The following is a 19,073-nucleotide window of genomic DNA, read 5'->3' on the forward strand; positions in this document are numbered from 1 at the left end:
CAAGGCTTGATTTTCGGAGGTCTTCTTGACTAAGCCAGCCATACTCGCACTTGCCGATGGCAGCATCTTTCGCGGTGAATCCATCGGTGCCGACGGCCACACGGTCGGCGAAGTGGTGTTCAACACCGCCATGACCGGCTACCAGGAAATCCTGACCGATCCTTCCTATGCGAAGCAGATCGTCACCCTGACCTATCCGCACATCGGCAACACCGGCACCACGCCGCAGGATGGCGAGGCCGCCCAGGTGTGGGCCGCCGGGCTGATCATCCGCGATCTGCCGCTGCTGGCCAGCAACTGGCGCAACAAGCAGTCGCTGCCGGACTATCTTAAGGAGAACGGCACCATCGCCATCGCCGGCATCGACACCCGTCGACTGACCCGCATCCTCCGCGAGAAGGGCGCTCAGGATGGCTGCATCCTTACCGGCGAAGACGCCACCGAAGAGCGCGCCCTGGAACTGGCACGCGCCTTCCCCGGCCTCAAGGGCATGGACCTGGCCAAGGAAGTCAGCGTCAAGGAGCGCTACGAGTGGCGCTCCGGCGTCTGGTCGCTGGAAACCGACAGCCACGCCGAGATCCCGGCCAAGCAGCTGCCCTATCACGTGGTGGCCTTCGACTATGGCGTCAAGCTGAACATCCTGCGCATGCTGGTGGCCCGCGGCTGCCGCATCACCGTGCTGCCGGCCCAGACCCCGGCCAGCGAAGCCCTGGCGCTGCAACCTGATGGCATCTTCCTGGCCAATGGCCCGGGCGATCCCGAGCCTTGCGACTACGCCATCAAGGCGATCCAGGACGTCCTGGAAACCGAGATTCCGGTGTTCGGCATCTGCCTGGGCCACCAGTTGCTGGCCCTGGCTTCCGGCGCCAAGACGGTGAAGATGCCCAACGGTCACCACGGCGCCAACCATCCGGTGCAGGATCTCGACAGCGGCGTGGTGATGATCACCAGCCAGAACCACGGTTTCGCCGTGGACGAGGCCAGCCTGCCGGCCAATGTGCGGGCCACCCACAAGTCGCTGTTCGATGGCACCCTGCAGGGCATCGAGCGTACCGACAAGGTCGCCTTCAGCTTCCAGGGTCACCCCGAGGCGAGCCCTGGCCCGCACGACGTGGCGCCGCTGTTCGACAAGTTCATCCAGGCCATGGCGGCACGCCGCTAAGACGGGAGGAGGGTAGCGCTCATGCTGGCGAATCTGGGTGTCATCGACTTCTGGACCTATGTGGTCGGGACCCTGTTCGTCATCCTGTTGCCCGGCCCCAATTCCTTCTTCGTGCTGGCCACCAGTGCCCAGCGCGGCATTCGCAGCGGTTACCAGGCGGCCTCGGCCGTGTTCCTCGGTGACGCCGTGCTGATGCTGCTCTCGGCGCTGGGCGTCGCCTCGCTGCTCAAGGCCGAGCCGCTGTTCTTCCAGATCCTCAAGTATCTGGGCGCGGTATACCTGTTCTACCTCGGCTGGGGCATGTTGCGCGGCGGACTCAAGTCCTGGCGCAGCCCGGCCCAGGGCCAGGCCGAGGCGACCCTGCGCGAAGACGTCCACCAGCCGTTCCGCAAGGCGCTGCTGCTGAGCCTGTCGAACCCGAAGGCGATCCTGTTCTTCGTTTCCTTCTTCATCCAGTTCGTGGACCCCGGTTACGCCCATCCGGCGCTGTCCTTCCTGGTGCTGGGCGCGGTACTGGAAGCGATCAGCTTCTGCTACCTGTCGTTCCTGATTTTCTGCGGCGTTCGCCTGGCGGCCTGGTTCCGTCAGCGGCGTCGCCTCAGCGCGGGCGCCACCGGTGGCGTCGGCGCCCTGTTCGTGGGGTTCGGTGTGAAGCTGGCCACCGCGACCCTGACCTGATTACCTGCATTCGAGAAGCCCATGCCTAAGCGTACAGACATCAAGAGCATCCTCATCCTCGGGGCCGGCCCCATCGTCATCGGCCAGGCCTGCGAGTTCGACTATTCCGGCGCCCAGGCCTGCAAGGCCCTGCGCGAGGAAGGCTTCCGCGTCATCCTGGTGAACTCCAACCCGGCCACCATCATGACCGATCCGGCCATGGCCGACGCCACCTACATCGAGCCGATCAAGTGGGCCACCGTGGCCAAGATCATCGAGAAGGAGCGTCCCGACGCTCTGCTGCCGACCATGGGTGGCCAGACCGCGCTGAACTGCGCCCTGGACCTGGAGCGTCACGGCGTGCTGGAGAAATTCGGCGTCGAGATGATCGGTGCCAACGCCGACACCATCGACAAGGCCGAGGATCGCTCGCGCTTCGACAAGGCCATGAAGGACATTGGCCTGGCCTGCCCGGTCTCGGGCATCGCCCACAGCATGGAAGAAGCCTACGGCGTGCTGGAGAAGGTCGGCTTCCCCTGCATCATCCGGCCGAGCTTCACCATGGGTGGCACCGGTGGCGGCATCGCCTACAACCGCGAGGAATTCGAGGAGATCTGCACCCGCGGTCTGGACCTGTCGCCGACCAACGAGCTGCTGATCGACGAATCCTTGATCGGCTGGAAGGAATACGAGATGGAGGTGGTCCGCGACAAGAAGGACAACTGCATCATCGTCTGCTCCATCGAGAACTTCGATCCCATGGGCGTGCACACCGGTGACTCCATCACCGTGGCCCCGGCCCAGACGCTGACCGACAAGGAATACCAGATCATGCGCAACGCCTCCCTGGCGGTGCTGCGCGAGATCGGGGTCGAGACCGGCGGCTCCAATGTCCAGTTCGGCATCTGCCCCAACACCGGGCGCATGGTAGTGATCGAAATGAACCCGCGGGTGTCGCGTTCCTCGGCACTGGCCTCCAAGGCCACCGGCTTCCCCATCGCCAAGATCGCCGCCAAGCTGGCGGTCGGCTACACCCTGGACGAGCTGCAGAACGACATCACCGGCGGTCGTACCCCGGCGTCCTTCGAGCCGGCCATCGACTACGTGGTCACCAAGATCCCACGCTTCGCCTTCGAGAAATTCCCCAAGGCCGATGCCCGTCTGACCACCCAGATGAAATCCGTGGGCGAGGTCATGTCCATCGGCCGTACCTTCCAGGAATCCCTGCAGAAAGCCCTGCGTGGCCTGGAAGTCGGCGTGGTCGGCTTCGATCCCAAGCTGGATCCGGCCGATCCCGAAGCCGACGGCACCCTCAAGCGCGAGCTGACCGTGCCGGGCGCCGATCGCATCTGGTACATCGGCGACGCCTTCCGCCAGGGCTACAGCCTGGACAAGGTCTTCGAGCTGACCCGCATCGATCCCTGGTTCCTGGTGCAGATCGAAGACCTGATCAAGGACGAGGAGCGCATCAAGACCCTGGGTCTGGCTGACCTCGACTACGACCTGATGCGCAAGCTCAAGCGCAAGGGCTTCTCCGATGCACGCCTGGCCAAGCTGCTCGGCGTCACCGAGAAGAACCTGCGGGCCCATCGCCACAAGCTCAAGGTGCTGCCGGTGTACAAGCGGGTGGACACCTGTGCCGCCGAGTTCGCCACCGATACCGCCTACCTCTACTCCACCTACGAGGAAGAGTGCGAGGCCAAGCCCAGCGGTCGCGACAAGATCATGATCCTCGGTGGCGGTCCCAACCGGATCGGCCAGGGCATCGAGTTCGACTACTGCTGCGTGCACGCGGCCTTGGCCATGCGTGAAGATGGCTACGAGACCATCATGGTCAACTGCAACCCGGAAACCGTCTCCACCGACTACGACACCTCCGACCGCCTGTTCTTCGAGCCGGTGACCCTGGAAGACGTACTGGAGATCGTCCGCGTCGAGCAGCCCAAGGGCGTCATCGTCCAGTACGGCGGCCAGACCCCGCTCAAGCTCTGCCGTGCCCTGGAAGAGGCCGGTGTGCCCATCATCGGCACCAGCCCCGACGCCATCGACCGCGCCGAAGACCGCGAACGCTTCCAGCAGATGGTGCAGCGCCTGAACCTGCGTCAGCCGGCCAACGCCACCGCGCGCAGCGAAGACGAGGCTCTGGCCCTGTCCAAGAACATCGGCTATCCGATGGTGGTCCGTCCCTCCTACGTGCTGGGCGGCCGGGCGATGGAGATCGTGTACCAGGAAGAAGAACTCAAGCGCTACATGCGCGAAGCGGTGAAGGTGTCCAACGACAGCCCCGTGCTGCTCGACCACTTCCTCAACTGCGCCATCGAGGTGGACGTGGATGCGGTGTGCGACGGCCAGACCGTGGTGATCGGCGCCATCATGCAGCACATCGAACAGGCCGGCGTGCACTCCGGTGACTCCGCCTGCTCGCTGCCGCCCTATTCGCTGCCCAAGCACATCCAGGACGAGATCCGCGAGCAGGTCAAGAAGATGGCCCTGGAGCTCGGCGTGATCGGTCTGATGAACGTGCAGATGGCCGTGCAGGGCGAAGACATCTACGTCATCGAGGTCAACCCGCGCGCCTCCCGTACCGTGCCCTTCGTCTCCAAGTGCATCGGCGAGTCCCTGGCCAAGGTGGCCGCCCGGGTCATGGCCGGCAAGACTCTGGCCGAAGTCGGCTTCACCCAGGAGATCATTCCGCCGTTCTTCAGCGTCAAGGAAGCGGTCTTCCCCTTCAACAAGTTCCCCGGCGTCGACCCCATCCTCGGCCCGGAGATGAAGTCCACCGGTGAGGTGATGGGCGTTGGCGACAGCTTCGGCGAAGCCTTCGCCAAGGCCCAGCTGGGTGCCAACGAGATCCTGCCGAACTCCGGCTGCGCCTTCATCAGCGTGCGTGACGACGACAAGCCCGAAGCCGTGCAGGTCGCTCGCGATCTGGTCGGCCTCGGCTTCGAGGTCGTCGCCACCGCCGGTACCGCGCGGGTGATCGAGGCGGCCGGTCTGCCGGTGCGTCGCGTGAACAAGGTGACCGAAGGCCGTCCCCATGTGGTCGACATGATCAAGAACGACGAGGTCACCCTGATCATCAACACCACCGAAGGCCGGCAGTCCATCGCCGATTCCTACTCGATCCGCCGCAACGCGCTGCAGCACAAGCTGTGCTGCACCACCACCATTGCCGGCGGCCAGGCCATTTGCGAAGCTTTGAAATTCGGCGCCGAGAAGACCGTGCGCCGGCTGCAAGATCTGCATGCAGGAGTTAAGGCATGACCAAGTACCCCATGACCGTCCAGGGCGCCCGTGCCCTGGAGGACGAGCTCAAGCACCTCAAGACCGAGCTGCGTCCGCAGATCACCCAGGCCATCGCCGAAGCGCGTGAGCTGGGTGACCTCAAGGAGAACGCCGAGTACCACGCCGCCCGCGAACAGCAGGGCATGGTCGAGGCGCGGATCCGCGATATCGAAGGGCGCCTGCAGAATGCCCAGGTGATCGACGTGACCGCCCTGCCGCACACCGGCAAGGTGATCTTCGGTACCACCGTGGAGATCGCCAACACCGAGACCGACGAGACCGTGACCTACCAGATCGTCGGTGACGACGAAGCGGACATCAAGCAGGGCAAGCTGTCGGTGGGTTCGCCCATCGCCCGCGCCCTGATCGGCAAGGAAGAAGGGGACGTGGTGCTGGTGAAGACCCCGGGTGGCGATGTCGAATACGAAATTGTCGCCGTCCGTCACGTCTGATCGTCGCGCCGGAGGCTGGCTCGCCAGGCTGCTCGCTGCAGCCTGGCAGCTGGCCCAGGTGTTCTGGGTCGGCCCGCTGGTCGCCCTGCACCTGTGCATCCCCGTGGCGCTCGCCCAGGCGGGCTGGGCACCGCTGCTGATCCAGTCCGGGCGTGAAGAGTTGCTGCGCATGATGCTCAGCGCCGCAGGCGGTGGGGTCTTTACCCAGATCGTGGTGCTGGTGTGGTGGGCCGGCGTGGGCGCCCTGTGGCGCGATCTGCGCGGCCAGCTGCTGCTGGCCAGTGCGCTGGCCGTCGTGCTGCAGAACGAACTGGCGCGCTTCTGGACCGGGCCGACCGCCCTGGCCGGCTACCTGGTCCTGCTGCTCTGCGGTCTGATCCTGGTGCTGCAGCCCGTTCCCGGGCGTGCGCCGGGCAATCAGACGGTATAGCGCACCACGTTGGAGAGATTGCGATTCTGCTCGCGCGCCTTGCGGTAGATCAGCGCCATCTTGCCGATGACCTGCACCAGCTCCGCCTTGCTCGACGCGCACAGTTCGTCGATCAGGGCCCGGCGGTCTTCCCGCTCCGTGACGGCCAGCTTGATCTTGATCAGCTCGTGATCGTTGAGCGCACGGTCGAGCTCGCCCAGCACGCCTTCGCTCAGGCCGTTCTCGCTGATGGTGACCACCGGCTTGAGTTGATGACCGATCGCCTTGAACCGCTTTTTAAGCTCGTTGTTGAGCGCCATAATTCACCCCGGATAAAAGCCGGACAGTTTATCCCAGCTGCCACGTGCCGCCCAGCGATACGCGAAAACTTACCCGCGCGCCCTGCAACGCCTGCCTGGTCGGCTCAAGGAACACCGCGACGGGCCTCCGGTCAAGTCGGTGCGCCAGGAAGACCTCGTCGCGAGCATCGAAGGGCCTTGTTATTTTTCATGGGGCCCCCATATGAGCGAGCTGAGTGCGATGGATCGATCCAGGGGCCTGCGGGACGAAGATGGCGTGAGTCCTTCGAGCAGGGCTCTGGCGCCGCCGTCCGCGTCGCGGGACCAGATCGCGCCAGCAATATCTATTGGGTCGCGGTTTTAGGGGCAATTGAGAGAATTGATGGCCGCAACGTCTGCCTTGCCCTAGAGTCAAAGGCAGAAGACTCATATAGCGTTACAGACGATGTCTGCCGTGGGCCAGGCTTTGTGTAGTAACTTACCGGTCACTGCCGGTTTCGCTTCGAACGGTTTACCCACGAAACCGGCGCAGAGGGTAGTCAATTGAACGACATGGCAAAGAATCTGATCCTGTGGCTGATCATCGCCGCGGTGCTCGTCACCGTGATGAACAACTTCTCCAGCCCCAACGAACCCCAGACGCTCAACTACTCCGACTTCATCCAGCAGGTGAAGGACGGGCAGATCGAGAGCGTGACCGTGGATGGCTATGTCATCACCGGCAAGCATCGTGATGGCGATCCCTTCAAGACCATCCGTCCGGCGATCCAGGACAATGGCCTGATCGGCGACCTGGTCAACAATAGCGTCACCATCACCGGCAAGCAGCCCGAGCAGCAGAGCATCTGGACTCAGTTGCTGGTGGCCAGCTTCCCGATCCTGGTGATCATCGCCGTCTTCATGTTCTTCATGCGCCAGATGCAGGGAGGCGCCGGCGGTCGCGGCGGTCCCATGAGCTTTGGCAAGAGCAAGGCGCGACTGCTGTCGGAAGACCAGGTCAAGACCACCTTCGCCGATGTCGCCGGTTGCGACGAAGCCAAGGAAGAAGTCACCGAGCTGGTCGAATTCCTCCGTGATCCAGGCAAGTTCCAACGCCTGGGTGGTCGTATTCCCCGTGGCGTGCTGATGGTCGGCTCGCCGGGTACCGGCAAGACGCTGCTGGCCAAGGCCGTGGCCGGTGAGGCCAAGGTGCCGTTCTTCACCATTTCCGGTTCGGACTTCGTCGAGATGTTCGTCGGTGTTGGCGCCAGCCGTGTCCGTGACATGTTCGACCAGGCCAAGAAGCACGCGCCCTGCATCATCTTCATCGACGAGATCGATGCGGTCGGTCGCCATCGTGGCAACGGCATGGGCGGTGGTCACGACGAGCGCGAGCAGACCCTGAACCAGCTGCTGGTCGAGATGGATGGCTTCGAGATGAACGATGGCATCATCGTCATCGCTGCCACCAACCGTCCTGATGTGCTCGACCCGGCCCTGCTGCGTCCTGGTCGCTTCGATCGCCAGGTGGTGGTCGGTCTGCCGGACATCCGTGGTCGCGAACAGATCCTCAAGGTGCACATGCGCAAGGTGCCGGTCGGCGAGCGCGTCGACGCCGGCGTCATCGCCCGCGGTACCCCGGGTTTCTCCGGTGCCGATCTGGCCAACCTGGTCAACGAGGCTTCGCTGTTCGCCGCCCGCGCTAACAAGCGCATCGTCGATATGCGCGAGTTCGAGCTGGCCAAGGACAAGATCATGATGGGCGCCGAGCGCAAGACCATGGTCATGTCCGAGAAGGAAAAGCGCAACACCGCCTACCACGAAGCGGGTCACGCCATCGTCGGTCGCCTGGTGCCCGAACACGATCCGGTCTACAAGGTCTCCATCATTCCTCGTGGTCGCGCACTGGGCGTAACCATGTTCCTCCCCGAGGAGGACCGCTACAGCCTGTCCAAGCGTGCGCTGGAAAGTCAGATCTGCTCGCTGTTCGGCGGCCGTATCGCCGAGGAAATGACCCTGGGCTTCGAGGGGGTGACCACCGGTGCCTCCAACGACATCATGCGCGCGACCTCCCTGGCGCGGAACATGGTCACCAAGTGGGGCCTGTCCGAGAAACTCGGCCCGCTGCTGTATGGCGAGGAAGAGAACGAAGGCTATCTGGGTCGTTCGGGTGGTGGCGGCGCTGGCAACATGTCGGGCGAGACCGCCAAGCAGATCGACCTGGAAATTCGCCGGATCATCGACGACTGCTATGGCACGGCTAAGCGCCTGTTGGACGAGAACCGCGACAAGCTCGAACTCATGGCCGATGCCCTGATGAAGTACGAGACCATCGACTCCGATCAGATCGACGACATCATGGCCGGCAAGGTCCCGCGTGAGCCGCGTGACTGGCATGACCGTGGCGGTCCTACCGGTGACGCTCCGGCGCCGCAGAGTGGTAGCGATCGTCCGGAAACCCCCATCGGTGGTCCGGCCGGAGAACACTGAAACACCCATGTTCAATCCGCTTCCTTCGACCCGATTGCCTTGCGGCAATCGGGTTCTTGTTTTTGACGCGCCCAAAGTCATGGGCATCCTCAACGTCACTCCCGACTCCTTTTCCGATGGTGGTCGCTATACGGCGGTCGAGAGCGCCCTGCGCCATGCCGAGGGAATGGTGTCGGCGGGTGCGGCCATCATCGATGTCGGGGGCGAGTCCACGCGCCCGGGGGCGCCCGCGGTATCCGAAGCGGAAGAGCTCGATCGGGTCGTGCCGGTGATCGAGGCGATCGCCCGCGAGCTCGATGTCGTGATTTCCATGGATACCTCCACGCCCGCGGTCATGCGCGAAGGCGCCAGGGCGGGTGCCGGTCTGATCAATGACGTGCGCTCGCTGCGTCGGCCCGGTGCCCTCGAGACGGCGGCCGCGACCGACCTGGCGATCTGCCTGATGCACATGCGCGGCGAGCCCGGCACCATGCAGCAGGCGCCCGTCTATGCCGATGTCGCAGGCGAGGTAGGCGCCTTTCTCGCCGAGCAGGTGGCCCGCTGCGAAGCGGTCGGCATCTCCCGTCAGCGGCTGGTGCTGGATCCAGGCTATGGCTTCGCCAAGACCCTCGAGCACAACCTCGAACTGTTCAGGCGACAGGCCGAGTTGCTCGCCTTTGGGCTACCCTTGCTGGTGGGTGTCTCGCGCAAGAGCATGATCGGCGCGGTCACCGGGCGGCCTGTGGAAGGTCGTCTGGCGGGCGGTCTGGCCCTTGCGGCCCTGGCACTGGTCAAGGGCGCGCAGATCCTCAGGGTCCATGATGTGGCGGAAACGGTGGACGTGGTGAAGATGATCACCGCAGTCGAAGGCTTCAGGCAGGAACAGAACTGATGGCAAGAAAGTATTTTGGAACCGATGGCATTCGCGGCAAGGTCGGGACGTATCCCATCACCCCGGATTTCATGCTCAAGCTGGGCTGGGCGGCCGGTATCGCCTTTCGCAGCCGCGGTGGTTGCCGGGTGCTGGTCGGCAAGGACACCCGCAACTCGGGCTACATGTTCGAATCGGCACTGGAAGCCGGGCTGTCCGCCGCCGGCGCCGACGTCATGCTGCTCGGTCCCATGCCCACGCCAGGGATCGCCTACCTGACGCGGACCTTCCAGGCCAGCGCCGGCATCGTTATCAGTGCGTCGCACAATCCCTACTACGACAATGGCATCAAGTTCTTTTCCGGCGCCGGCACCAAGCTGCCCGATGAACTCGAGACCATGATCGAGGAACTGCTCGATACGCCCATGACCGTGGTCGACTCGGCGCGTATCGGCAAGGTCTCGCGCATTAATGATGCCGCCGGGCGCTACATCGAGTTCTGCAAGAGCAGTGTGCCTACCGGGACCAGCTTCGCCGGCATGAAGATCGTGCTGGATTGCGCCAATGGCGCTACCTACAAGATCGCGCCCAGCGTCTTCCGCGAACTGGGGGCGGACGTCAGCGTGCTGGGCGTGCAGCCGGACGGACTCAACATCAACAAGGATTGCGGCTCCACTCACCTGGAGGGGCTGCAGCAGGCAGTGCTCGACCAGCATGCCGACCTTGGCATCGCCTTCGATGGCGACGGCGACCGGGTGCTGATGGTGGATCACACCGGGGCGGCGGTAGATGGCGACGAGCTCCTCTATCTGATCGCTCGCGACCTCAAGCGCCGCGGCCGCCTCGAGGGTGGGGTGGTAGGTACCCTGATGAGCAATCTCGGACTCGAGCTGGGCCTGGCCGAGCTGGATATTCCCTTCGTGCGCGCCAAGGTCGGGGATCGCTATGTGATGGCCGAACTGCTGGAGCGCAACTGGGTGCTGGGGGGCGAGAATTCCGGGCACGTGGTCTGCTGCCAGTACACCACCACCGGAGACGCCACCATCGCCGCGCTGCAGGTGCTGATCGCCCTGCGCAATGCCGGCCAGACCCTGGCCCAGGCGCGCATGGCGCTGCGCAAGTGCCCGCAGGTGCTGATCAACGTGAGATTCGGTGGCGGCCAGGATCCCCTGGAGCATCCACGGGTCAAGCAGGCCAGTGCCGAGGTGACCGAGAAGATGGCCGGCAAGGGACGGGTGCTGCTGCGCAAATCCGGGACCGAGCCGCTGTTGCGGGTCATGGTCGAGGGCGAGAACGAACGAGAGGTGCGGGCCCATGCGGAAGCCCTCGCTCAGTTGATAACCGAGGTATGTGCTTGATTTGCTTGCATGCCTGTTTTCGATTGAGTAACATCTGCGCCCACTTCGCTCCCTGAGGTAAAACGCATGCGTCGTTCCCTGGTTGCCGGTAACTGGAAAATGCATGGCTCGCTGCAAGGCGTGTCGGCGCTGGTCGCAGGCTTGAAAGGGTTGGATGGCGCAGCAGGTGTCGATGTCGTGGTGATTCCGACATTGGTGCATCTGCCGGGGGTGGCTGAGGCGTTGGCGGAAACGTCGCTGATGGTGGGGGCCCAGACCTGTGCTCCCGTCGCGGGCGAGAAGGCTCTGACTGGCGAGGTGTCCTCGACCCAGTTGGCAGAATTCGGTTGCCGCTACGTACTGGTGGGGCACTCCGAGCGACGTGCGCTGCTGGGCGAGGATGATGTGGTGGTGGCAAAGAAATTTGCGGCCATTCAGGAGGGCGGGATGATTCCCGTGCTCTGCGTCGGCGAAACCCGTGAAGAGCGGGAGGCCGAGCGCACTCTGGACGTGGTGGGTGGCCAGCTGAAGGCGGTCATCGATGCGGTTGGAGTGGCAGCGTTCGCCAATGCCGTCGTGGCCTACGAGCCGGTCTGGGCGATAGGTACGGGGCTCACGGCGACGCCGGAGCAGGCGCAAGAGGTTCATGCGGCGATTCGCGCCCTGGTGCGCGAGGCCGATGCTGGGGTCGCTGAAGGCCTTCAGTTGTTGTATGGCGGCAGTGTCAAGGCCGCCAACGCTGCCGAATTGTTCGGCATGCCGGATATCGATGGGGGGCTGGTAGGTGGAGCCTCCCTGAATGCTGAAGAGTTCAGTGCGATTTGCCGCGCTGCAGGACGTGGATAATGTTGGAAACTGCAGTTGTCGTGATCCACTTGCTGATGGCGCTTGGCCTGATCGTGCTGGTATTGATGCAGCAGGGCAAGGGTGCCGAAGCCGGTGCATCCTTTGGTGCGGGCGCCTCGGGTACCGTATTTGGTAGCCAAGGTTCTGCTACCTTTCTGAGTCGCTTTACTGCTATACTAGCCGCGGTTTTTTTCGCGACTAGCCTGGGTCTGGCGTACTTCGCCAAGAACCATGCGCTGAGTCTGCGCGAAGTGGGTCTGCCCACTCAGCCGGTCCAGCAGGCTCCTCAGCCGAAGCAGGATGGTAACGATGTTCCCCTGAGTCAGCCTAGCGCTGCCCAGGGTGGTACTTCCGGGGACGTGCCCCAGGAGTCCAAGTAGGTTTCAAAGGTTTCATGCCGAAGTGGTGGAATTGGTAGACACGCTATCTTGAGGGGGTAGTGGCCACAGGCTGTATGGGTTCGAGTCCCATCTTCGGCACCAAATAGCAAAGACGTCCTGCAGGACGCGGCGAGAGAGTAGGTTGACTCCTAGAGTTCAGTTGAATATAATCTCGCTCCAGCTTTGACGCGGGGTGGAGCAGTCTGGTAGCTCGTCGGGCTCATAACCCGAAGGTCGTTGGTTCAAATCCAGCCCCCGCAACCAGTTTTTTAAAGCCCCTTTATAGGGGCTTTTTGTTGGCTGGACAGTTCGGGTCGCGCTTTCTTGCGCAGACCTCTTAGGGATGGGCGTAATGCCCATTTTTTATTCTCAAAAAACGCGAGGCAACCAGGTGTCGAGCAAGCTAGAACAGTTGCAGGCCTTGCTGGCCCCCGTCGTCGAGGCGCTTGGCTATGTCTGCTGGGGTGTCGAGTACATCTCCCAAGGGCGGCATTCGCTACTGCGTGTCTATATCGATCATCCCAACGGCATTCTCGTCGAAGATTGCGAGGCCGTCAGTCGCCAGGTAAGTGGCGTACTCGATGTGGAAGATCCCATCACCAATGAATACACCCTCGAGGTGTCTTCCCCCGGTATGGATAGACCGCTGTTCACGCTGGAGCAATTCGCTGCCCACGCCGGTGAACAGGTCAAGGTCAAACTTCGGTCGCCCTTCGAAGGGCGACGTAATTTCCAGGGTTTGCTGCGCGGTGTGGAAGACCAGGACGTCGTGGTGCAGGTGGACGAGCATGAGTATCTGCTGCCCATCGAGATGATCGACAAGGCCAACGTCGTTCCCCGTTTCGAGTGATTTGAGCGCGAGACCGCGGATCCCAAGGATTGCGAATACGAGGCGTAAGATGAGCAAAGAAGTTCTGCTGGTAGTGGAATCTGTTTCGAACGAGAAGGGTGTTCCACCCGGCGTCATCTTCGAGGCACTGGAGTTGGCTCTCGCCACGGCTACCAAGAAGCGCTACGAAGAAGATGTGGATCTGCGGGTGTCGATCAACCGACACAACGGCAGCTACGAAACCTTCCGTCGCTGGACCGTGGTGGAAGACGAAGACTATCAGCTGCCCGATTCGCATCTGACGGTGGAAGACGCCCAGGAAGAGCATCCCGGCGTCAAGGCCGGTGAAGTGATCGAAGAAAAGATCGAGTCCATCGAATTCGGTCGGATCGCCGCCCAGACCGCCAAGCAGGTGATCGTGCAGAAGGTGCGCGAGGCCGAGCGGGCTCAGGTGGTGGACGCCTATCGCGAGAAGGTCGGCGAGATCATCTCCGGTACCGTCAAGAAGGTCACCCGTGACAGCGTGATCGTCGACCTGGGCAACAATGCCGAGGCGCTGCTGCCGCGCGAGCACATCATTCCCCGCGAGACCTTCCGCATGGGCGTGCGTCTGCGTGCCCTGCTCAAGGAAATCCGCACGGAGAACCGCGGTCCGCAGCTGATGCTGTCGCGTACCGATCCGCAGATGCTGATCGAGCTGTTCCGCATCGAGGTGCCGGAAATTTCCGAGCAGCTGATCGATGTCATGGCCGCCGCCCGGGATCCGGGTTCGCGGGCCAAGATCGCCGTCCGTTCCAAGGACAAGCGCATCGATCCCCAGGGTGCCTGCATCGGCATGCGCGGTTCGCGCGTCCAGGCGGTATCCGGTGAACTGGGTGGCGAGCGGGTCGACATCGTCCTCTGGGACGACAACCCGGCGCAGTTCGTCATCAACGCCATGGCCCCGGCCGAAGTCGCCTCGATCATCGTCGACGAAGACAGCCGTACCATGGACATCGCCGTCGCCGAGGATAACCTGGCCCAGGCCATTGGCCGTGGCGGTCAGAACGTGCGCCTGGCCAGTCAGCTGACCGGCTGGACGCTCAACGTGATGACCGAGGCGGACATCAACGCCAAGCAGCAGGCCGAGACCGGCGACATCATCCAGCGCTTCATCGACGAGCTGGATGTCGACGAGGAGCTGGCGCAGGTGCTGGTGGAAGAAGGCTTCACCTCCCTCGAGGAAGTGGCCTACGTGCCCATGGAAGAGATGCTCAACATCGATGGCTTCGACGAAGACATCGTCAACGAGCTGCGTACCCGGGCCAAGGATCGCCTGCTGACCCGGGCCATCGCGACCGAAGAACAGAAGAGCCCCAGCGAAGATCTGCTGACCCTCGACGGCATGGACCCCCAGCTCGCCAGCGCGCTGGCCCAGCGTGGCGTGGTGAATCGCGAAGAGCTCGCCGAGCAGTCGATCGACGACCTGCTCGACATCAACGGCATGACCGAAGAGCGTGCCGGCAAGCTGATCATGGCTGCCCGTGCCCATTGGTTCGAGTAAGCGGCGCAGTCTGAGGAGAGAAGTGCATGACGCAAGTCACGGTGAAAGAACTGGCCCAAACGGTCAATACGCCGGTGGAACGTCTGCTACAGCAGATGCGCGAGGCAGGTCTGACGCACAGCAGTGCTGAGCAGCTGGTGAGCGATGCGGAGAAGCAGGCCCTGCTGACGCATCTCAAGGGGACGGCGCAGCTCGACGAGCCGAGCAAGATCACCCTGCAGCGCAAGACCCAGACCACGCTGAAAGTGGCCGGCAGCAAGACAGTCAGCGTCGAAGTGCGCAAGAAGAAGACCTTCGTCAAGCGCAGTACCGCTGAACTCGAGGCCGAACAGCGCCGCGAGCAGGAAGCCCAGCGCGCGGCCGACGAGGCTGCGGCCCAGGCACGTGCCGAGGAAGAAGCTCAGCGCGCCGCCGAAGCGGCTGCCCAGCAGCAGGCCGAAGCCGCTGCCCAGGCCGCGCAGCAGCAGGCGGTCGCCGCCGAGGCTGCGACACCGGCCGCGTCGGAAGCCCCGGCCGTGGTGGCCGAGCAGCAACCCGCTGCCGAGGCTGCCGCCGAGGTCAAGAAGGCCGATCCGGCCGGCGAGCGCAAGCGCGAAGAGCCGCGTCGTCCCGTGCATCCTGCGCCGAGCAGCAAGCGCGACGAAGACGAGCGTCGCGAGCGCAAGAACGCCCAACATCGCCCGTCGATCAAGGACAAGGTCGCAGCTCCCCGTACCGTGCGCAGTGGCGACGACGAGGAAGAAGGCTTTGGCCGGCGCGGTGGTCGCGGTGGCAAGTCGCGACTCAAGAAGCGAAACCAACACGGGTTCCAGAGCCCGACAGGACCTGTAGTGCGCGAAGTCAATCTAGGCGAGACCATCACCGTCTCTGAGCTTGCTCAGCAGATGTCGGTGAAGGCCGCCGAAGTCATCAAGTTCATGTTCAAGATGGGGTCTCCCGCCACCATCAACCAGGTGCTCGACCGCGAGACGGCGCAGCTGGTGGCCGAAGAGCTGGGCCACAAGGTCAAGCTGGTCAACGAGAACGCGCTGGAAGATCAGCTGGCCGAGTCCCTCAAGTTCGAGGGCGGCAAGGCCCTGCACCGCGCGCCGGTGGTGACCGTCATGGGTCACGTCGACCACGGCAAGACCTCGCTGCTGGACTACATCCGTCGCGCCAAGGTCGCGTCGGGCGAAGCCGGTGGCATCACCCAGCACATCGGTGCCTACCACGTGGAAACCGAGCGTGGCATGGTGACCTTCCTGGATACCCCTGGCCACGCCGCGTTCACCGCGATGCGTGCCCGCGGTGCCAAGGCCACCGACATCGTCATCCTGGTCGTCGCGGCCGATGACGGCGTCATGCCGCAGACCGAGGAAGCCATCCAGCACGCCAAGGCGGCGGGTGTACCCATCGTCGTGGCGGTCAACAAGATCGACAAGCCCGATGCCGACCCGGATCGCGTCAAGCACGATCTGGCCGGTCGTCAGGTGATCCCGGAAGAGTGGGGCGGCGACACCCAGTTCGTACACGTCTCGGCCAAGGCCGGTACCGGCGTCGACGAACTGCTCGAAGCCATCCTGCTGCAGGCCGAGGTCCTGGAACTGACCGCCACGCCGGAAGCACCCGGTCGCGGCGTGGTCATCGAATCGCGCCTGGACAAGGGTCGTGGTCCGGTGGCTACCGTGCTGGTGCAGAACGGTACCCTGCGTCAGGGCGACATGGCACTGGTCGGCGTCAACTTCGGCCGCATCCGCGCCATGCTCGACGAGAACGGCAAGCCGATCAAGGAAGCCGGTCCGTCCATCCCGGTCGAGATCCTTGGCCTGGACGGCACCCCGGATGCCGGTGACGAGCTCACCGTGCTGACCGACGAGAAGAAGGCCCGCGAAGTGGCGCTGTTCCGTCAGGGCAAGTTCCGCGAGATCAAGCTGGCCCGCGCTCACGCCGGCAAGCTCGAGAACATCTTCGAGAACATGGGCCAGGACGAGAAGAAGACCCTCAACATCGTGCTCAAGTCCGATGTGCGGGGCTCCCTCGAGGCGCTGCAGGGCTCGCTGTCCGGTCTGGGCAACGACGAAGTCCAGGTGCGGGTGGTCGGCGGTGGCGTCGGTGGTATCACCGAGAGCGATGCCAACCTGGCGCTGGCTTCCAATGCCGTGCTGTTCGGCTTCAACGTCCGGGCCGATGCCGGGGCGCGGAAGATCGTCGAGCAGGAAGGCCTCGACATGCGCTACTACAACGTCATCTACGACATCATCGAAGACGTGAAGAAGGCGCTGACCGGCATGCTGGGCAGTGACGTCCGGGAGAACATCCTGGGTATCGCCGAGGTGCGTGACGTCTTCCGTTCGCCCAAGTTCGGCGCTGTCGCCGGCTGCATGGTCACCGAGGGCATGGTGCACCGCAATCGTCCGATCCGCGTCCTGCGCGAAGACGTGGTCATCTTCGAAGGCGAGCTGGAATCCCTGCGTCGCTTCAAGGATGACGTGGCCGAAGTCCGTGCCGGCATGGAATGCGGTATCGGCGTGAAGAGCTACAACGACGTACGCGTCGGCGACAAGATCGAGGTGTTCGAGAAGGTTCAGGTCGCCCGTTCGCTGTAACGACGACCCTGCACCAGGACGGCAGGTCGCGGACCTGGCAGAACCCTGCCAGGTCCGGACTTGCCGTTCGCGTTTCCAAGGTTCATGGCTGGCAGGCCTGGTGTCTGCGGCCTTTCGTACGAGAGTTTCGACATGGCCAAAGAATTCAGCCGTACCCAGCGCATCGGTGATCAGATGCAGCGTGAACTGGCACTGCTGATCCAGCGCGAGATCAAGGATCCGCGACTGGGCATGGTGACCATCACCGGCGTGGACGTCGCGCGCGACCTGTCCCATGCCAAGGTGCACATCACCGTCCTGGGCAAGGACGACGATGCCGACGCCATCAAGCAGAACATCGGCATCCTCAAGGACGCCGCCGGCTTCCTGCGCCAGCAGCTGGGCCGGGCGATGAAGCTGCGCACCGTTCCGCAACTGAGCTTCCAGTACGACGAGAGCATCCGTCGCGGTGCCCAGCTGTCGGCCCTGATCGAGCGCGCGGTCGCCGAAGATCGTCGCCACGAAGGGGAGGAATAGGGGTGGCCCAGGTCAAGCGTATTCGCCGCCAGGTGCACGGCGTGCTGGTGCTGGACAAGCCGCGCGGCTTTTCCTCCAACGCCGCCCTGCAAAAGGTCCGTTGGCTGCTCAATGCCGAGAAGGCCGGACATACCGGTAGCCTGGATCCCCTGGCCACCGGCGTGCTGCCACTGTGCTTCGGCGAGGCCACCAAGTTTTCCCAGTACCTGCTGGATGCCGACAAGGGCTACAGCACCGTGGCGCAACTGGGCGTCACCACCACCACCGGCGATGCCGAGGGTGAAGTGCTGGAGCGACGGGCGGTCGCGGTCGATGAAGCGGCCATCCAGGCGGCGCTGCCGGCCTTCCGCGGCCAGATAGAGCAGATTCCGCCGATGTATTCGGCGCTCAAGCGCGACGGTCAGCCGCTGTACAAGCTGGCGCGTGCCGGGGAAGTAGTGGAGCGCGAGGCGCGTTCTGTTACTATTGCCCGTCTGGAACTGCTGGCGTTGCAGGAAGATCGCGCGACGCTGGAAGTGGCCTGCAGCAAGGGCACCTATGTGCGTACCCTGGTCGAAGACCTCGGCGCCCGTCTTGGCTGTGGTGCCCATGTGGCCGAGTTGCGCCGCACCCAGGCCGGCCCCTTTGGCCTGGCGCAGGCCATCAGCCTGGAAGAGCTGGAGGCGGCGCACGCCGAAGGCGGTTCCGAAGCGCTGGATCGCTTCCTGCTGCCGGTCGACAGTGGCCTGGAGCACTGGCCGCTGGTGCAGTTGACGCAGCACAGCGCCTACTACTGGTTGCACGGTCAGCCCGTTCGGGCGGCCAATGCACCGAAATTCGGCTTGATGCGGGTGCAGGACGACCAGGGTCGTTTCATCGGCATCGGCGAGATTGACGACGAGGGGCAGGTTGCTCCCCGTAGACTGATTCGGTCCTAGACCGATACCGAGGGTGGCTGTCAGCAGGCACGGTCACACCTCTTTCCTTAAGCACGGGATCCATCCCGGCCTGTTCCTCAGAGGAGCCCTATCATGGCACTGAGCGTTGAAGACAAAGCCCAGATCGTAAACGAGTTCAAGCAGAGCGAAGGCGACACCGGTTCCCCGGAAGTGCAGGTTGCCCTGCTGTCCGCCAACATCGACAAGCTGCAAGGTCACTTCAAGGCCAACGGCAAAGATCACCACAGCCGTCGTGGTCTGATCCGCATGGTCAACCAGCGTCGTAAGCTGCTGGACTACCTGAAGTCCAAGGACACCTCTCGTTACAGCGCACTGATCGCTCGCCTGGGCCTGCGTCGTTAATACGATGCAGACCTGCTGCAAGCAGTCTGAAGCTGGAGGTCGGCTCGCGCCGGCCTCCGGCTTTTTTGCTTGAGAGGCCGACAGAATCGGCCTGCGTCACCCGGAGATCAGCGAGGGTCCGAATCCCTCTGGTCGCCCCCGTTTCCCCCAAGGCAATAAAGAGAAGGAAAGACT

Annotated in this window: 17 protein-coding genes and 2 tRNA genes; 18 read left to right on the top strand and 1 reads right to left on the bottom strand. The window is 63.6% G+C overall.

The window, feature by feature from the left end:
* Positions 1-25: 25 nt before the first annotated feature.
* Genes carA through PSEK12I1_RS0109420 form a run of 5 tightly spaced genes read left to right on the top strand, consistent with a single transcriptional unit; the run spans position 26 to position 5,986 of the window.
* The gene (carA, locus tag PSEK12I1_RS0109400; RefSeq protein WP_027601362.1) at positions 26-1,162 is read left to right on the top strand and encodes a glutamine-hydrolyzing carbamoyl-phosphate synthase small subunit; all 1,137 of its coding nucleotides are present in this window, start codon (positions 26-28) and stop codon (positions 1,160-1,162) included.
* Between the two features lie 21 nt (positions 1,163-1,183).
* Entirely contained in the window at positions 1,184-1,840 is a 657-nt protein-coding gene (gene leuE / locus PSEK12I1_RS0109405) for a leucine efflux protein LeuE (protein ID WP_027601363.1), read from the top strand.
* Between the two features lie 21 nt (positions 1,841-1,861).
* Positions 1,862-5,083 carry a carbamoyl-phosphate synthase large subunit gene (carB, locus tag PSEK12I1_RS0109410; RefSeq protein ID WP_027601364.1) on the top strand — a complete coding sequence of 1,074 codons (3,222 nt, stop codon included), beginning with the start codon at positions 1,862-1,864 and terminating at the stop codon, positions 5,081-5,083.
* On the top strand, positions 5,080-5,556 hold the full coding sequence (gene greA / locus PSEK12I1_RS0109415) for a transcription elongation factor GreA (protein WP_007162658.1): 477 nt from the start codon (positions 5,080-5,082) through the stop codon (positions 5,554-5,556). The genes carB and greA overlap by 4 nt, the downstream gene beginning before the upstream one ends.
* Positions 5,534-5,986 carry a hypothetical protein gene (locus PSEK12I1_RS0109420; RefSeq protein WP_051399088.1) on the top strand — a complete coding sequence of 151 codons (453 nt, stop codon included), beginning with the start codon at positions 5,534-5,536 and terminating at the stop codon, positions 5,984-5,986. The genes greA and PSEK12I1_RS0109420 overlap by 23 nt, the downstream gene beginning before the upstream one ends.
* Here PSEK12I1_RS0109420 and yhbY read toward each other — a convergent pair.
* A complete protein-coding gene (gene yhbY, locus PSEK12I1_RS0109425) occupies positions 5,974-6,285 on the bottom strand; it encodes a ribosome assembly RNA-binding protein YhbY (protein WP_017640628.1) in 312 nt (103 codons plus the stop codon). The genes PSEK12I1_RS0109420 and yhbY overlap by 13 nt on opposite strands.
* A 531-nt stretch (positions 6,286-6,816) precedes the next feature.
* Between yhbY and ftsH the strand changes: the two genes are divergently transcribed.
* The 13 genes from ftsH to rpsO all read left to right on the top strand — a co-directional run bounded on the left by ftsH (position 6,817) and on the right by rpsO (position 18,899).
* The gene (gene ftsH, locus PSEK12I1_RS0109430; protein WP_027599119.1) at positions 6,817-8,733 is read left to right on the top strand and encodes an ATP-dependent zinc metalloprotease FtsH; all 1,917 of its coding nucleotides are present in this window, start codon (positions 6,817-6,819) and stop codon (positions 8,731-8,733) included.
* Between the two features lie 7 nt (positions 8,734-8,740).
* Complete coding sequence (folP, locus tag PSEK12I1_RS0109435; protein ID WP_027601366.1) at positions 8,741-9,604, top strand: dihydropteroate synthase; 864 nt, start codon at positions 8,741-8,743, stop codon at positions 9,602-9,604.
* Positions 9,604-10,941 carry a phosphoglucosamine mutase gene (gene glmM, locus PSEK12I1_RS0109440; RefSeq protein WP_027601367.1) on the top strand — a complete coding sequence of 446 codons (1,338 nt, stop codon included), beginning with the start codon at positions 9,604-9,606 and terminating at the stop codon, positions 10,939-10,941. The genes folP and glmM overlap by 1 nt, the downstream gene beginning before the upstream one ends.
* A 66-nt stretch (positions 10,942-11,007) precedes the next feature.
* Positions 11,008-11,766, top strand: a complete 759-nt coding sequence (gene tpiA, locus PSEK12I1_RS0109445) for a triose-phosphate isomerase (protein WP_027599117.1) — start codon at positions 11,008-11,010, stop codon at positions 11,764-11,766.
* On the top strand, positions 11,766-12,146 hold the full coding sequence (secG, locus tag PSEK12I1_RS0109450) for a preprotein translocase subunit SecG (protein WP_027601368.1): 381 nt from the start codon (positions 11,766-11,768) through the stop codon (positions 12,144-12,146). The genes tpiA and secG overlap by 1 nt, the downstream gene beginning before the upstream one ends.
* A gap of 16 nt (positions 12,147-12,162) precedes the next feature.
* Positions 12,163-12,248: transfer RNA gene (locus PSEK12I1_RS0109455), tRNA-Leu, on the top strand.
* Between the two features lie 85 nt (positions 12,249-12,333).
* Positions 12,334-12,410, top strand: a tRNA-Met gene (locus tag PSEK12I1_RS0109460).
* A gap of 127 nt (positions 12,411-12,537) precedes the next feature.
* A complete protein-coding gene (gene rimP, locus PSEK12I1_RS0109465) occupies positions 12,538-12,996 on the top strand; it encodes a ribosome maturation factor RimP (RefSeq protein WP_007162650.1) in 459 nt (152 codons plus the stop codon).
* A gap of 49 nt (positions 12,997-13,045) precedes the next feature.
* On the top strand, positions 13,046-14,518 hold the full coding sequence (nusA, locus tag PSEK12I1_RS0109470) for a transcription termination factor NusA (RefSeq protein ID WP_007162649.1): 1,473 nt from the start codon (positions 13,046-13,048) through the stop codon (positions 14,516-14,518).
* A 26-nt stretch (positions 14,519-14,544) separates the two neighbouring features.
* A complete protein-coding gene (gene infB / locus PSEK12I1_RS0109475) occupies positions 14,545-17,103 on the top strand; it encodes a translation initiation factor IF-2 (RefSeq protein WP_027601369.1) in 2,559 nt (852 codons plus the stop codon).
* Between the two features lie 132 nt (positions 17,104-17,235).
* Positions 17,236-17,619 carry a 30S ribosome-binding factor RbfA gene (gene rbfA, locus PSEK12I1_RS0109480; RefSeq protein ID WP_007162647.1) on the top strand — a complete coding sequence of 128 codons (384 nt, stop codon included), beginning with the start codon at positions 17,236-17,238 and terminating at the stop codon, positions 17,617-17,619.
* Positions 17,620-17,621: 2 nt separating this feature from the next.
* Complete coding sequence (gene truB, locus PSEK12I1_RS0109485; protein WP_027601370.1) at positions 17,622-18,536, top strand: tRNA pseudouridine(55) synthase TruB; 915 nt, start codon at positions 17,622-17,624, stop codon at positions 18,534-18,536.
* A gap of 93 nt (positions 18,537-18,629) precedes the next feature.
* Complete coding sequence (rpsO, locus tag PSEK12I1_RS0109490; RefSeq protein ID WP_007162645.1) at positions 18,630-18,899, top strand: 30S ribosomal protein S15; 270 nt, start codon at positions 18,630-18,632, stop codon at positions 18,897-18,899.
* The last annotated feature ends 174 nt before the right edge of the window (positions 18,900-19,073 follow it).

The sequence above is a fragment of the Pseudomonas sp. MOIL14HWK12:I1 genome (assembly GCF_000510705.1).
Lineage (GTDB): Bacteria > Pseudomonadota > Gammaproteobacteria > Pseudomonadales > Pseudomonadaceae > Chryseomonas > Chryseomonas oryzihabitans.